Here is a 13,828-nt window from a genome sequence, read left to right on the forward strand (position 1 = left end):
CCGTGACGGTGGGACCTAGGTCCCTATCCGCCCCTGGTCGGGCGGAGGAGGGTGGAACCAACAAACACACACAGCCCCCAGGTTCCGGCCCCACACCGCCGCTCCGAGGGATCGAAAGGAGCACACCTCTTATGGCCACCATCACCGCAAATGTCCGGACGCAGGTCGCTGCCAAGCCGATCACGGCAGAGGCGAGCGTCGTCACCAGCCTCGCGGCTCGACGCACCGTCGCCATCGCGCGTTTCGCGACAGGCTTCATCTTCCTGTGGGCCTTCCTCGACAAGACCTTCGGCCTGGGCTTCTCCACTCCGGTCGAGCGGGCCTGGATCAACGGCGGCACGCCCGCCCAGGGCTTCCTCAACAGCGAGGCCGTGAGCGGCCCGTTCAAGGGGATCTTCCAGGCGATCGCGACTCCGCTGACCGACGTGCTGTTCATGGCCGGCATGCTCGGCGTGGGACTGGCCGTCATGCTCGGCATCGGGATGCGGGTCGCCGCCGTCGCCGGCAGCGCGATCATGCTCTTCATGTGGATGGCGGAGTTCCCGATGATCTGGGGCACCGGCTCCACCAACCCGGTCGTCGACTACCACATCATCTACGCCCTCATGCTCATCGTTTTCGTCGCACTTGCGGCCGGCGAAACGTGGGGCCTCGGCGCCCAGTGGCGCAAGCTGCCCATCGTGCAGAAGAACCACTGGCTCATCTAGCCGACCTGCTGGCCGCGTGACGGTGCGGCGCTTCCTCGCCCGGGGAGCGCCGCATCGTCATGTCCGCACGTCCGCCGCACCGACCCGCATCCCGGTCCCGTGGTCCGCTCCCGGACCCGGGGCCTTTGCCTGTCCGAGGCGCCCGGCGCCTTTGCTTGTTCGGAGGACCCGAGACGTCACGCCCGGGGACCGGGGCGCCCGGGGACCGGGGCGCCCGGACGGCGGGTGGGCGGCGGCGCGGGGTCAGGAGCGGCGCTGCTCGGCGCGGTAGACCGCGGCCTGGGTGCGGCGCTCCATGCCGAGCTTGCGCAGCAACCCGGACACGTAGTTCTTGACCGTCTTCTCGACCAGGTTGAGCTTCTCGCCGATCTGGCGATTGGTCAGTCCGTCGGCGATGAGGTCGAGGATCTGCCGCTCGCGCAGCGTGAGGTCGACCTGGGGGGCGGCCTGCGCATCGGCACGCGAGCGGACCAGCTCCGCGGCGCGGGTGCCGGTGAGGGTCTTGCCCGCGGCGACCTGACGGATGCTGTCGAGCAGCCCGTTCGCGCGGATGTCCTTGAGCACGTAGCCCGCAGCACCCGCGAGCACCGCCGCCTCGCTCGCGCGGTCGTCGTCGAAGGCGGTGAGGATGAGGCACGCGATCTCCGGATGCGCGGAGCGCACGTCACGGCAGACATCGATGCCGTCGCCGTCGGGCAGGCGCATGTCGAGCACCGCGACGTCCGGGCGCACCGCATCCACGCGCGGCAGCGTCTGCGCCGCCGTCGACGCCTCACCGACGACCTCCATGTCGGGGGCGGCGTCGATGAGGTCGACGACCCCGCGGCGCACGAGTTCGTGGTCATCGAGAACGAAGACGCGGATCATGTGTCGGCCTCCTGCCGTGAAGTCTCGTCATCGGATGCGGCCTCCGGAGCGGCCAGCGGCACGCTCCACGCGGCGAGGGTGCCACCGCCGGGGCGGGGCGCGAGTGCGAAGGTGCCGCCGCGGGCCTCGGCGCGCGCCTGCAGATTGCTGAGGCCGCTGCGCCGCTCACGGGCGGGATCCAGCCCGCGTCCGTCGTCGCCGACCTCGATGACGATGCGGCCGTCGCGCACCTCCACCCGCACCTCGGCGTGCGAGGCGCGGGCGTGCCGGACGACGTTCGAGAGCGCCTCGCGCACGACGGCGGCGGCCTCCGGGGCGAGGTCGGCGGGCACGTCGTGATCGACCGGACCACGGAACACGAGCCGCGGCGGATCCGCCAGCAGGGCTCGATACTCTCCGACGACGTCCACGATGCGATCGCGCAACGTGACGCCGCCCACGTCGTCGTGCTGCAGGGCGAAGATCGCGGTGCGGATCTCCGCGATCGCCTCGTCGAGGGCGTCGATCTGCGCCGAGAGACGCTCCCCGACGCGCGGATCGTCGACGCCGGCGGACACGACCTGCAGCTGCATCCCCGCCGCGAACAGGCGCTGGATCACGTTGTCGTGCAGGTCGCGCGCGATGCGGCCGCGGTCCTCCAACAGCGCGAGGCGGTGGCGGTCGGCGCGCGCACGGCTGAGCTCCCCGGCGAGATCCGCGACGGAGGCCAGCGCGGTGGTGCGCCGGATGTCGTCGTCGCTGAACGGCCGTTCACGCAGGTGCCGGGCCAGCAGCACCCCCACATCCGCCCCGTCCTGTCCACCGAGGCTCACCACGAACGCATCGCCGAATCGCACGGTCTCGCCCTCGAACGTGGGCAGTGCCACCTCGGGCAGGACGGTGGCACCCGTCGACAGCAGGGCGCGGGCGACCCGATCGTGACCGGGGAGCTCGACGCTCTCGAGCTGGCGCGCCATCGCGTCGCCGCGCACGATCTGCAGCCGCACGGTGCCGCGTTCGGTGGAGGTGATGATCGCCACGAGCGCCGCACCGGTGAGCGTCGGCAGATGCTCGGCGAGCAGCCGGTAGGGCCGCTCGTCGTCAACCTCGAGGAAGACCGCGCGCACCTCTGCTGTCGCAGCGGCCCAGCGCTCCCGCATCCTCGCCGCCTCGTACAGGCGCGCCTTCTCGATCGCGATGCCCGCCGTCACGGCGAGCGAGCGCAGGAGTTCCGTGTCTTCCTCGGTGAAATGGCCGTCCGGGTGCTCGGCGAGGTAGAGGTTGCCGAACATCTCCTCACGGACGCGGATCGGGACCCCGACGAAGCTGTCCATGTGGGGGTGGTGCGCGGGGAATCCGGTGAATCTCGGATCGGCGGCAACGTGATCGACCCGCACGCTCTCGGACACGATCGCACCCAACAGGCCGCGTCCGCGCGGCGGATGCCCCATCCGCGCCGCCGTCTCCTCGTCGATGCCCACGTGCACGAAGTCGACGATCGCGCCGTCGGCGCCCAGCACGCCGATCGCGCCGTATCGCGCACCGACGAGGTCGACGGCCGACTCGACGATCTCGCGCAGCACGGAGTGCAGATGGATGTGGCCGACGATCGCCGCATTCAGCGAGAGCAGGCTGCGCAGTCGCGCCTCGATGTCGGCCACGGTCCCCTCCCCTGATGTCGCGCCCAAGTCTAGGTGCGCCCCCGTCAGCACCCTCCGACCGCCGCCGTGACTACCCACCTCGTCCCCGCCCGTCCCCCACCCTGTCCCCGCCCGTCCCCCATCCCCCGGTTCGCCTGTCACAGATCGAGCCATCCGGCTCGATCTGTGACAGGCGAACAAAGCGGGCGACCCCCGACGACCGGCGCGTTGTACTCCAGGCCCGGCTCACAGCATCCGGAACGCCGGGCGCGGCACACTTACCTGGTGGCCCACCCGAAGGAGAGCGCCGTGCCCGCGTCCGAGTCCTCTGCAACGCCCGCACCCGTGTCCGCGCCCGAGCTCGATGCACGGCTCCGAGCCGCGATCGACGACGACCTCGTCGCGCTCCGCCAGGGCGCCGCCCTCTGGTCCCGCTCGAGCATCGCCGAGCGCATCCGTGCGCTCTCGGCCACGAGGGATGCGGTCGGCGCCGCCGCCGCGGACTGGGCCGGAGTCGCCGCGCGCGCGAAGGGACTCTCCCCCGACCACCCGCTCCGCGGCGAGGAGTGGCTCTCGGGCCCCTACGCCGTGCTCGGCGCACTCGACGGCTACCTCGCGACGCTCCGCCGGATCGCCGCCGGCGGCAGCCCGCTCGACGGGGTGCGCCTCGACCGGGCCCCGGGCGACCGCATCCGCGCGCACGTCTTCCCACGCGAACCCATCGACAACCTCCTGCTGTCGGGATTCACGGGAGAGATCTGGCTGCGCCCCGGCACCGACGCATCCTCCGCGATCCGCCGCGCGGGGCTCGCGCAGGTCTCTCCGGGCACCGCCGGGGTGGGACTCGTCCTCGGCGCGGGCAACATCTCCGCGATCCCGGTCCTGGACGTGCTCTACGAGCTGCTCGCGTTCGACCGCGTGAGCCTGCTGAAGGTGAACCCCACCCAGGACGACCTCGTGCCGGTCTTCGAGCGCGCGCTCGCGCCGCTCATCGGTCGGGGACTCGTGCGGATCGTGCGCGGCGGCGGCGATGTCGGCGCCTACCTCACCGCGCACGAGGGCATCGAGCACGTGCACATCACCGGGTCCGCCGCGACATTCGACGCCATCGTCTGGGGCGACCGGGACCGCACCACCGACGAGCCGCGCCTTCGCACCCCCATCACGGCGGAGCTCGGCGGAGTGTCTCCGATCATCGTGGTGCCGGGTGACTGGACCGACGCCGATCTCCGTTTCCAGGCGGCTCACATCGCGACGATGCGTCTGCACAACAGCGGCCACAACTGCATCGCGGGTCAGGTCGTGCTGATGAGCGCGGACTGGCCGCAGCGGGAGCAGTTCCTGCGGGCCCTGCATGAGGCGTACCGCAGCGCCCCGGCACGGCCGGTCTGGTACCCCCGCGCCGACGAGCGGCTGCACGCGCTCGAGGCGACGTATCCGAGCGCCCAGTGGTCAGCCGGACACAGCCGCGCGCTCGTGCAGGTGGCGCCGGGGGAGGATGCCGCGGAGCTGGAGACGACCGAGTACTTCGCGCCCGTGCTGGGCGTGGTGGAGCTGCCCGGAACGGGTCAGGACTTCCTCGACGCCGCCGTCGCCCACGCGAACACGTCGCTCGCGGGTACCCTGGGCGCCAATGTCATCGTCGACCCCGACGCGGAGGATGCGATGGGGGCGGGTTTCGAGAGGGCGATCGCCGATCTGCGCTACGGCGGGATCGCGATCAACGCGTGGACCGGCGTGCTGTTCGCGACACCCGTGCTCAGCTGGGGCGCCTTCCCCGGCTCCGATGTGCGAGAGGTCGGATCGGGCATCGGCGTCGTGCACAACACCTCGCTGCTCGCAGACGTCGAACGGTCGGTGCTGCGCGGGCCCTTCCGCCCGTTCCCTCGCTCGCTGGGCGCTGGGCGCTTCTCCGTCCTGCCCACCCCGCCGTGGTTCGTCTCCGCACGCACAGCGGCGGCGGTGAGCGAGGGGCTGACCCGCTATCGGGTCGACCGCAATCCGCTCGGGCTCGCTCTGACGTTGATCAGAGCGATGGGTGCCTGAGCCTCACGCGAACCGGTCGGTGGCCGCCCGCAGAGCCGCCGCGATACCCGGCTCGGATGCGGAGTGCGAGGCGTCGTCCACGACGATCAGCTCCGACTCGGGCCAGGCCCGGTGCAGGTCCCAGGCGGTCATGATCGGCGTGCAGACGTCGTAACGGCCCTGCACGATGACCGCGGGGATGTCGCGGATGCGGTCCACCTCCTCGATCAACTGGCCCTCACGCAGCCATCCGTGGTTGACGAAGTAGTGGTTCTCGATGCGCGCGAACGCGGTGGCGGCATCGGGATCCGTCATCGACGCCACGAGATCCGGGTCGGGACGCAGCGTGAGCGTCGACGCCTCCCACCGGGTCCACGCGAGCGCGGCGGGTCGGTGCACGGCCGGGTCCGCATCGAACAGGCGTCGGTGGTAGGCCTCGATCATGCGGCTGCGCTCGAGCACCGGGATCTCGGCGACGTAGCCCTCCCACAGGTCGGGGAAGATCGCCGAGGCACCGCCCTCGTAGAACCACTCCAGCTCGTGCCGGCGGAGCGTGAAGATACCGCGCAGCACGAGCTCGGTGACGACCTCAGGGTGCGCCTGGGCGTAGGAGAGCGCGAGGGTCGACCCCCAGGAGCCGCCGAACACCTGCCAGCGCTCGATTCCGAGGTTGCGGCGCAGGAGCTCGAGATCGGCGACCAGGTGCCAGGTCGTGTTGAAGCGCAGGTCGGCGGTCGGGTCGCTCGCGTGCGGGGTCGACTTGCCGCATCCGCGCTGATCCAGCAGGACGATCCGGTAGCGCTCCGGATCGAAGAAACGTCGATGCCAGGGCGAGGTCCCGCCGCCGGGCCCGCCGTGCAGGAAGACGACCGGCTTGCCCTCCGGGTTGCCGGACTGCTCCCAGTAGATCCGCTGCCCGTCGCCGACCAGCAGCTCTCCGCTCTCATAGGGCTCGATCGGCGGGTACAGGATGTCGTCGAGCTCGGAGACCGTCATATCCTCACGGTACCTTGCCACCCCATCCTGTCCACGGATGCGCTATGGCGCTCACCGGGATGTGCCCGCCGTGAGCCTGCTCGTATGCTCATCGCATGAGCACAGCTGCGCCCACCACGATCACCATCACCGGCGCCGGAGGGCAGATCGGCTACGCGCTGCTGTTCCGTATCGCGGCAGGCGACATGCTGGGCCCCGACCGACCCGTCAGGCTGCGGCTGCTGGAGATCCGCCAGGGACTGCGCGCCGCGGAGGGCGCCGCCCTCGAGCTGCAGGACGGCGCGTTCGAGCTGCTGCGCGACGTCGAGGTCACGGAGGATCCGGCCGTGGCTTTCGACGGCTGCAACATCGCCCTCCTCGTCGGCGCGCGCCCGCGCGGCCCCGGCATGGAGCGCGGCGACCTCCTCGCCGCGAACGCGGGGATCTTCGGACCCCAGGGCGCCGCGATCGCGGCGCACGCCGCATCCGATGTCCGGGCCGTCGTGGTCGGCAACCCCGCGAACACGAACGCGCTGATCGCATCGGCCGCAGCGCCCGATGTCCCTGCCGAACGCTTCGCCGCACTCACGCGCCTGGACCACAACCGCGCCGTCGGACAGCTCGCCGAGGCCGTCGGCGTCGGCGTGTCGGCCGTGCGCGACGTGACCATCTGGGGCAACCATTCCGCCACCCAGGTTCCCGACGTGACCCACGCGACGATCGACGGCGCACCCGCCCTCGAGGTGCTCGCCGCGCGCTTCGGCGACGAGGATGCGGCGATCCGCTGGCTCGACGACGAGTTCACCCCGCGGGTGGCGAAGCGCGGGGCGGAGATCATCGAAGTGCGCGGCTCCTCCTCCGTCGCCTCCGCCGCCAACGCGACGATCTCGCACATCCGCGACGATGTCGCGGGCACGCAGCAGGGCTGGACCTCCGCCGCGGTCGTCTCGCACGGCGAGTACGGCGTCCCGGAGGGGCTCTTCAGCTCCTTCCCGGTGCGCTCGGACGGCAGCGGTTACCGCATCGTGGAGGGGCTGGAGGTTCCTGCCCGCATCCGCCGCCGCCTGGACGCCTCAGCCGCCGAGCTCGCCGACGAGCGCGAGGCCGTGCGGGCGCTGGGGGTGATCTGAGGTGGAGCATCTGGCCGTCATCGTCGGCGGCATCATCGTCGTCGCCATCGTGACGGCCCTGGGCCGGCGGCTCAACATCGCCGGTCCTCTCGTGCTCGTCGCCATCGGCCTCGTGCTGGCCGCCCTGCCGTTCGTGCCCGACATCCCCGAGGTCGATCCCGAATGGATCCTCGTGGGCGTGCTCCCACCCCTGCTGTACTCCTCGGCCGTGCAGCTTCCCGCGATCGAGTTCCGTCGCGACTTCACTCCGATCGCGGGGTTGTCGGTCGTGCTCGTGGTGGGAAGCGCCGTGCTGCTCGGCTTCTTCTTCACCTGGGTGATCCCGGGTCTGGACCTCGCGCTCGGCATCGCCCTGGGTGCGATCCTCTCGCCGACGGATGCGGTCGCCACCTCCATCGTGAAACGGATGGGCATCTCCACACGCGTGACGACGATGCTCGAGGGCGAGAGCCTACTCAACGACGCGACGGCTCTCGTGCTGCTGCGCACCTCGACGGCCGCTATCGCCGCCGGCTTCTCGTTCGGCGAGACCATCCTGTCGTTCCTGTGGGCGGTGCTGATCGCCCTCGTGATCGGCGGACTCGTCGGCTGGGTCAACCTTCGCGTGCGCACGTGGGTCGGCCACTCGGCGGCCAACACCGCCATCAGCTTCGCGATCCCCTTCATCGCCTATCTGCCCACCGAGGAGCTCAACGGCTCGGGGCTCGTCGCCGCTGTCGTCGCGGGCATCGTCACAGGGCAAGGCGCGGCCAGACGCTTCGCGCCCGAGCAGAGGCTGTCGGAGGAGGCCAACTGGCGCACGATCGAGCTCGTCCTCGAGGGCGGCGTCTTCCTCGTCATGGGGCTGGAGCTCACCGACGTCGTCAACAAGAACCTGACCGAGCACGACGGTCTGTGGCACGGCACCTGGCTCGCCCTGTCAGCCCTCGGAATCATCGTCGCCGTCCGCGGCGTGTATGTCGCCCTCCTGATCTGGCAGCAGGGGCGAAGAGCGCGGCGGTTCGCCGGCTTCGACATCGAGCGCGTCGACAACAGGCTGCAGGGCATGGCCGACGGCACGATACCGATCGAGAGATCGAACCCGGAGCGGGCGATGCGCCGCATCCCGTCGATCCGCAAGCGGCTCGCGCGCCTGGGTGCCGACCTGGACTACTACCGCTCCGCCCCGCTCGGGTGGAAGCACGGCACGATCATCGTCTGGGCCGGGATGCGGGGTGTCGTGACCCTCGCCGCGGCGCAGACCCTCCCGCGTGGCACCGACCACCGTCCGCTGCTCATCTTCGTCGCCTTCATGGTGGCGATCATCAGCCTGCTCCTGCAGGGCTTCACCCTCCCCGCCCTGGTGCGTCTGCTCCGGATCCCGCCGGAGTCCGCGGGACCGACGCGCGAGGAGCAGCGGCGGCTGGACGACGTGCTGCGCGAGGCCGCATCCGAGCGACTCCAGGACGACGATCTGCGCCGGCGCGACGGAACGGCGTTCAGCGAACGCATCCTGACGCGAGTGGGAGCGAGGCTCGTGGACCCGCCCGACGATGAGATGACGGCAGCGGCACGCGAGGTGCTGGAGCTGCGACTCGAGATGATCGACGCCATGCGCGAGCGCCTGCTCGAGGCGGGATCGTCGGGGTCGTTCAGCACCGCGGCACTGCGCCACGCTCTCGCCGAACTCGACGCCGACCAGATCAGCCTCGAGCTGCGCCTGTCGGACGAGACGGGCGCCGAGTGACACCGTCACCCGATCCGGGGGACAATGGACGCATGATCAGCGAGGGGACGGGCGCCGATGCCGGTGCGGGAGCCGATCCTGCGACCGCGCCACTGCACCTGCCCCACCCGGCGGCCGACTGCCCCAAGTGCTTCACGGAACTGCAGACCGACCGCAACTGGTGGCGTGCCCGACCGACCGGCGCGCGCCTCGTGGGCCTCGTCGTGAACCGCGACGACATGCCCTCGGTCGTCGAGCAGCGCGCCGAGCTGACGCGTTTCGGGGTGCCCATCGACGGCTTCCGCCACCCGGCCCCCGACATCCTCGAGTCGTGGGAGGAGCGCCTGAGCCGCCTGTTCGGGCGCCTCACCCGCGGCGACGTCCTCGTTGTGGCGAGCGTGCATGCGCTCGGCCGCAACATCGACGAGGAGACCCGCACGGTCGCGGAGCTTCGCCGACGCGGTGTGATGGTGAAGGTGCTGGGCCATTCCGGCCGGCACCTGTTCGACACCGGCCGCTGACGACGACTCAGGCCGCGCGCCAGCAGCCGGCGACGTGGTCGTCGACGAGGCCGGCCGACTGCATCAGGGCGTACATCGTCGTGGGACCGACGAAACGGAACCCCCGACGGCGCAGCTCCTTGCTGAGCGCGGTCGACTCGGCCGTCGTGGCCGGCACCTCCGCGAAGGAGGCCGGTGGCACGTGCGCCTGGGGCGAGAACGACCAGATCAGCGTGTCGAGCTCGCCCGGCGACATGGCCTGAACAAGACGCGCGTTGCCGATGACGGCCTCGATCTTGGCTCGATTGCGCACGATGCCCGCGTCGCCCATCAACCGCTCGATGTCGGTCTCGTCGAAGGCGGCGACCGCATCCGGTTCGAAGCCCGCGAACACCTCACGGAAGCGTGGGCGCTTGCGCAGGATGGTGATCCAGCTCAGGCCGGCCTGGAAGCCCTCGAGGCTCATCTTCTCGAACAGCGGCCGGTCACCCCGGAGCGGGCTGCCCCACTCCTCGTCGTGGTAGCGCAGGTACTCGGGATCGGCACCGGCCCACGCGCAGCGCGCGCGGCCGTCTTCTCCCACGAGGATGTCGGTCATCCGCCCACGCTATCGGCGGGCGCCGACACCGCTCAGCGCTTCTTCTGCAGCGACTTCTCCGAGACCGGCGCCTCACCGGATGCGGCCAGCTCCGCGTAGTACGCGTGCGCCTCGTCCTGCCGCTGCTGCTCCGCACCCGACGCGATGTGCGCGCGGATGTGCTCCGGCTCGAAGCCCCACGCATCCACGAGATCCTGGGCGTGCGGGCGGAGCCGGGCCGACAGACGACCGATGTAGCGCGAGACGGAACCGGCGCGCTGGGCGGAGAGGCGACCGTTGATGAGGTACCACGACAGGTGCTTCTCGATGAGGCTCATCCCGAAGAGATCGCGCAGCCATGTGAGCACCCGCAGCGTGCCGTCGTCGCCGATGCGGTGCACGGCGTCGGTGAAGGCCTCCCACTGCAGCAGCTCGCCGTGGGCACGCGCCGCCTCGATGAGGTCGTACTGGCACTCGTTGAACAGCGCGGCGGCCTCGGCGGCGGGCAGCTTCGCCGCCGGACGAAGGCGCGCGGCGACGTCGGCGACCATCTGCTGCACGCGTCCCGCCAGAAGCTCGAACTGCTGGTCCTCGCGCAGCCCGAGCTCCACCGAGCGAGCGGTCGAGCCGAAGTCGGCGAGCGACTGCCCGAGCTGTCGGAGCCCCGCCCCGTGGAACACCTTGCCCGCGGTGCTCCCCACGGCGAAGCGCGCGAGGGCGGCCGCATCCTTGCCCTTGAACTGCGAGGCGTAGTCCGACAGCAGACGCTTGCCGACGAGCTGGAGCAGCACGTTGTTGTCGCCCTCGAAGGTCACGTACACGTCGAGGTCGCTGCGCAGTCCGACGAGCCGGTTCTCGGCGAGGAAGCCTGCGCCGCCGCTCGCCTCGCGGCACTCCTGCAGGATGTCGAGCGCGTTCCACGTCGACAGCGGCTTCAGCGCCGCGGCCAGGGTCTCGAGGTCTTCACGCTCCTCCGAAGTGTCCGTACGGCCGGAGAACACGCCGTCGAACTTCTTGAGGAACTCGTCGTGCGCGAACGCCTGCGCGTAGACGGTGGCCAGACGCGGCAGGAGGCGGCGCTGGTGCTTGCCGTAGTCGAGCAGGGTGACCTCGGGGGTCCCCGACCCGGAATCGAACTGCCGACGCTGGTTGGCGTAGGTGACGGCGATCTTGAGTCCGAGAGCGGCAGCCGTGGTGGCGGCGCCGTCGAGCGAGACGCGACCCTGCACGAGGGCACCGAGCATCGTGAAGAAGCGGCGACCGGGGCTCGCGATCTCGCTCGAGTACGTGCCGTCGGCGGCGACGTCGCCGTAACGGTTGAGGAGGTTCTCGCGGGGGACGCGGACCTGGTCGAAGTGCAGGCGGCCGTTGTCGATGCCGTTGAGGCCGCCCTTGACGCCGTCGTCCTCGCCGCCGACGCCGGGCAGGAAGTCGCCCGCCTCGTCGCGGATCGGCACGAAGAAGCAGTGCACGCCGTAGTTGACGCCGCCGGTGATCAGCTGCGCGAAGACGGTCGCCGCGCGCCCGTGCACCGCGGCGTTGCCGAGGTAGTCCTTCCACGCGCCGCGGAACGGCGTGTGGATCACGAACTCCTCCGTGTCGGCGTCGTACGTCGCGGTCGTGCCGATCGCGGCCACATCCGATCCGTGACCGGTCTCGGTCATCGCGAAGGCACCCGGCAGCTTCAGCGTGACGACGTCGGCGAGCCACTTGTCGTGGTGCTTCTTCGTGCCCAGCTGCTGGATGGCGGCACCGAAGAGCCCCCACTGCACGCCGGCCTTGATCTGCAGGCTCGGATCGGCGAGCACGAGCTCCTCGAAGCCTGCGATGTTCGCGCCGTTGTCGCCGAGGCCCCCGTACTCGACCGGGTACGCGCGCGCCGACACGCCCTGCTCGACGATGAGACCCAGCTGACCGAAGACACGGTCACGGTGCTCGGCGACCGTCTGGCCGTCGATCCGCCAGAAGGCCGGATCCTTGATCATCTCGCGCGCCTCCCGGCGCGTTTTGCCCCACGTGCCGAGCAGCATCTCGGTCACGGCGGGCAGGTCGATGCGGGGCTCGGCGGCCTCGGCCGCGGAGTGCGCGGCGGTGGGCGCACCCCCGGCGGGAGTGCGCCGGTTGGTCGCAGGCTTGGCGGGACGGACGACGGCGTCGGTCATGGCATCACCCTTCGGTGGGACAGAGGAAGACGATCTCGACGGTAGGAGCACGACAACCGGAGCCCAACTCGGTTGCAGATCCTCTACAACCGGATGCGGCCACGTCGCCGCGTCCGGTTGTGTGCTGGCGACATCGGCCGCGAAGGAGCGACGGTGTCGGACGTCTCGGACACACTGGATGAGGGAGGTACGCCCATGACGCTCACCTTGAAGCCCTGGTCCTCTGCGGATCTTCCCGTGCTCGAGCGCGCGAACACGCCGGAGATGACGCGGTTCATCGGCGGACCCGAGACCGAGGCACAGGTCGCCGAGCGCCACGAGCGCTACCTGCGCCTGAACGCGAGCGGCGAGGCCGAGATGTACCGCATCGACGTCGACGACGAGCCGGTCGGCGCGATCGGGTTCTGGCAGGTCGATCACGACGGCGCCCCGGCGTACGAGGCCGGATGGAGCGTCGAGCCCGCATGGCAGGGGCGCGGCATCGCGTCGACGGCCTTGCGGCACCTGATCGCGCGCGTGCGGCATCGTGGCGACCGCACGCTGCTCGTGGCCTACCCGGGTGCCGACAACGCGGCATCCCAGGGCGTGTGCCGTGCGGTCGGCTTCGCCCGCGGGAGCACCTTCACCGAGCCCTGGCGGGGCGGATCACTGACGGTGACGACATGGACGCTCGACATGTCGCCGCTCGAGATCGGCGATCGCGTGCCGGATGTCGACGAGCGGTTCTCCGGCGCCCTCGACCGGGAGCGGTGGTGGCCGTACTACCTCCCGCACTGGGCGTCGCGTGCGACGACGAGCGCCAGGTGGCGCACCGGAGCCCAGGGGCTCGAGCTGCGCATCGATGACGACACCGCGCCGTGGGCGCCCGACATCGACGGAGAGGTGCGGGTATCGCACCTGCAGACGGGGCAGCGCTCGGGGCCGGAAGGGTCATCCGTCGGGCAGCATCGCTTCCGCGAGGGGCTCGTCGTGCGCGAGGAGCAGCCGGATGCGGGGCTGTGGCTCGTTCGGTACGGCGTGATCGAGGCGCGTATGACGGCGGTGCGCGACGCGCGCGCGATGGTGGCGTTCTGGCCGATCGGCGTCGAAGACGCCCCCGAGCACTCGGGGGAGATCTGCGTGTGCGAGATCTTCGGCCACGAGCTCGACGACGACGGCGGATGGGTGGGAGTCGGCGTCAAGGCCCAGCACGACCCGGGACTGCGCGACGATGTCGAGAAGATCCGCGTCGAGGGCGATCTCACCCAGCCCCATGACTACGCGGTGGAGTGGTCGCCCGACCGCATCCGATTCTTCATCGACGGGCGATGGGTCAAGACCGTCAACCAGTCGATCGACTACCCCGTGCAGCTCATGCTCGACGTCTACGACCTCCCCCTCGCGCCACGGGAGGAGTCGACCCACCCGTTCCGGATGCGGGTGGAACGGGTGCGCAGCTTCCCGCCGGCCTGAGGCCTCCCCCGGCCGCGCGCGGCACCGCGCGACGCGCACGTTCCGCAGGAGATCTCCACTGTGCAGGACGATTCCCGGCGAATCGTCCTGATGGGGGGACTTCTCCTGT

At 70.8% G+C, this 13,828-nt stretch carries 11 protein-coding genes; 6 read left to right on the forward strand and 5 right to left on the reverse strand.

What is annotated here, in order from left to right:
* Nucleotides 1–131: 131 nt before the first annotated feature.
* Nucleotides 132–707, forward strand: coding sequence for a DoxX family protein (locus tag EHF32_RS11390; protein WP_234074297.1), 576 nt, complete (start codon nt 132–134; stop codon nt 705–707).
* 243 nt (nt 708–950) lie between these two features.
* On the opposite strand, the gene EHF32_RS11395 is transcribed toward EHF32_RS11390, so the two are convergent.
* On the reverse strand, nt 951–1,574 hold the full coding sequence (locus EHF32_RS11395) for a response regulator (RefSeq protein ID WP_137418290.1): 624 nt from the start codon (nt 1,572–1,574) through the stop codon (nt 951–953).
* Nucleotides 1,571–3,214 (reverse strand): GAF domain-containing sensor histidine kinase, encoded by a 1,644-nt coding sequence (locus EHF32_RS11400; protein WP_161594102.1) that lies wholly within the window; start codon nt 3,212–3,214, stop codon nt 1,571–1,573. Before EHF32_RS11400 ends, EHF32_RS11395 begins: the two co-directional genes overlap by 4 nt.
* A gap of 264 nt (nt 3,215–3,478) precedes the next feature.
* Between EHF32_RS11400 and EHF32_RS11405 the strand changes: the two genes are divergently transcribed.
* The gene (locus EHF32_RS11405) at nt 3,479–5,239 is read left to right on the forward strand and encodes an aldehyde dehydrogenase family protein (RefSeq protein WP_238343691.1); all 1,761 of its coding nucleotides are present in this window, start codon (nt 3,479–3,481) and stop codon (nt 5,237–5,239) included.
* Between the two features lie 3 nt (nt 5,240–5,242).
* Here the strand turns inward: EHF32_RS11405 and pip are convergent, their stop codons facing one another.
* The gene (pip, locus tag EHF32_RS11410) at nt 5,243–6,214 is read right to left on the reverse strand and encodes a prolyl aminopeptidase (protein ID WP_137418292.1); all 972 of its coding nucleotides are present in this window, start codon (nt 6,212–6,214) and stop codon (nt 5,243–5,245) included.
* A 95-nt stretch (nt 6,215–6,309) separates the two neighbouring features.
* Between pip and EHF32_RS11415 the strand changes: the two genes are divergently transcribed.
* From EHF32_RS11415 to EHF32_RS11425, 3 genes are read left to right on the forward strand one after another with little or no spacing between them, the layout of a single operon-like run.
* On the forward strand, nt 6,310–7,323 hold the full coding sequence (locus tag EHF32_RS11415; RefSeq protein ID WP_137418293.1) for a malate dehydrogenase: 1,014 nt from the start codon (nt 6,310–6,312) through the stop codon (nt 7,321–7,323).
* 1 nt (nt 7,324) lies between these two features.
* Nucleotides 7,325–9,049, forward strand: a complete 1,725-nt coding sequence (locus tag EHF32_RS11420) for a cation:proton antiporter (protein ID WP_137418294.1) — start codon at nt 7,325–7,327, stop codon at nt 9,047–9,049.
* A gap of 32 nt (nt 9,050–9,081) precedes the next feature.
* The gene (locus EHF32_RS11425; protein WP_137418295.1) at nt 9,082–9,549 is read left to right on the forward strand and encodes a recombinase family protein; all 468 of its coding nucleotides are present in this window, start codon (nt 9,082–9,084) and stop codon (nt 9,547–9,549) included.
* A 7-nt stretch (nt 9,550–9,556) separates the two neighbouring features.
* Here EHF32_RS11425 and EHF32_RS11430 read toward each other — a convergent pair whose 3' ends face one another.
* Both EHF32_RS11430 and EHF32_RS11435 read right to left on the reverse strand, forming a co-directional pair.
* The gene (locus EHF32_RS11430; protein ID WP_137418296.1) at nt 9,557–10,126 is read right to left on the reverse strand and encodes a DNA-3-methyladenine glycosylase I; all 570 of its coding nucleotides are present in this window, start codon (nt 10,124–10,126) and stop codon (nt 9,557–9,559) included.
* Nucleotides 10,127–10,158: 32 nt separating this feature from the next.
* Nucleotides 10,159–12,267 (reverse strand): acyl-CoA dehydrogenase family protein, encoded by a 2,109-nt coding sequence (locus EHF32_RS11435; RefSeq protein ID WP_137418297.1) that lies wholly within the window; start codon nt 12,265–12,267, stop codon nt 10,159–10,161.
* 195 nt (nt 12,268–12,462) lie between these two features.
* Between EHF32_RS11435 and EHF32_RS11440 the strand changes: the two genes are divergently transcribed.
* Nucleotides 12,463–13,719 (forward strand): GNAT family N-acetyltransferase, encoded by a 1,257-nt coding sequence (locus tag EHF32_RS11440; protein WP_161594103.1) that lies wholly within the window; start codon nt 12,463–12,465, stop codon nt 13,717–13,719.
* The last annotated feature ends 109 nt before the right edge of the window (nt 13,720–13,828 follow it).

Origin of the sequence: Microbacterium sp. RG1 (assembly GCF_005347485.1) — a bacterium.
GTDB lineage: Bacteria > Actinomycetota > Actinomycetes > Actinomycetales > Microbacteriaceae > Microbacterium > Microbacterium binotii_A.